Below are 560 nucleotides of genomic sequence, written 5' to 3' on the forward strand. Positions count from 1 at the left end.
TGTTCTGCTCAAGAAAAATCGGACACTTTTACGAAGGCCATTTCATATTCCACGGGTGTTAAATCATTATTGGCCGTGTGCAATCGTGTTAAATTGTAATAATGCAGATAATCCAATCCATCTTTTTTCCTCTCTGCCTGGTTTTCATGATGGGTTTTGAAGAGCCAATCCTGTTTCAAACTGCCAAAGAAACGTTCGACAACAGCGTTATCCCAACACGCCCCGACATCCCCCTGGCTTGCTCTCATGTCATAACTGCTGAGCAAGTCCCGGTATTGCTGGCTTGTATATTGGCTCCCTCTATCACTATGAAAAACACAGCTTTGTGACGGCTGACGTAAGTGATACGCTTTCATTAAGGCCTGGCTGCTCAAGGTTGTATCTATTTCCGTTGAGATCTGCCATCCCACTATCCGACGTGAGGACAAATCCATCACAATAGCCAGATATAACCAACCTTCGGGCGTCTTCAAATAGGTGATATCTCCTGCCCAAACTTCATTCGGCGCCAACGGATTAAAGTTCCGGTTAAGTAGATGACAGGCTGTTGATATCGCTTT

Annotated in this window: 1 protein-coding gene; it reads right to left on the minus strand. The window is 44.8% G+C overall.

Annotation, left to right across the window (positions count from 1 at the left end):
• Positions 1–8: 8 nt before the first annotated feature.
• On the minus strand, positions 9–560 hold a 552-nt coding region (locus Xbud_RS19280), incomplete at its 5' end, for an IS3 family transposase (RefSeq protein ID WP_145956696.1).

Origin of the sequence: Xenorhabdus budapestensis (genome assembly GCF_002632465.1) — a bacterium.
Lineage (GTDB): Bacteria > Pseudomonadota > Gammaproteobacteria > Enterobacterales > Enterobacteriaceae > Xenorhabdus > Xenorhabdus budapestensis.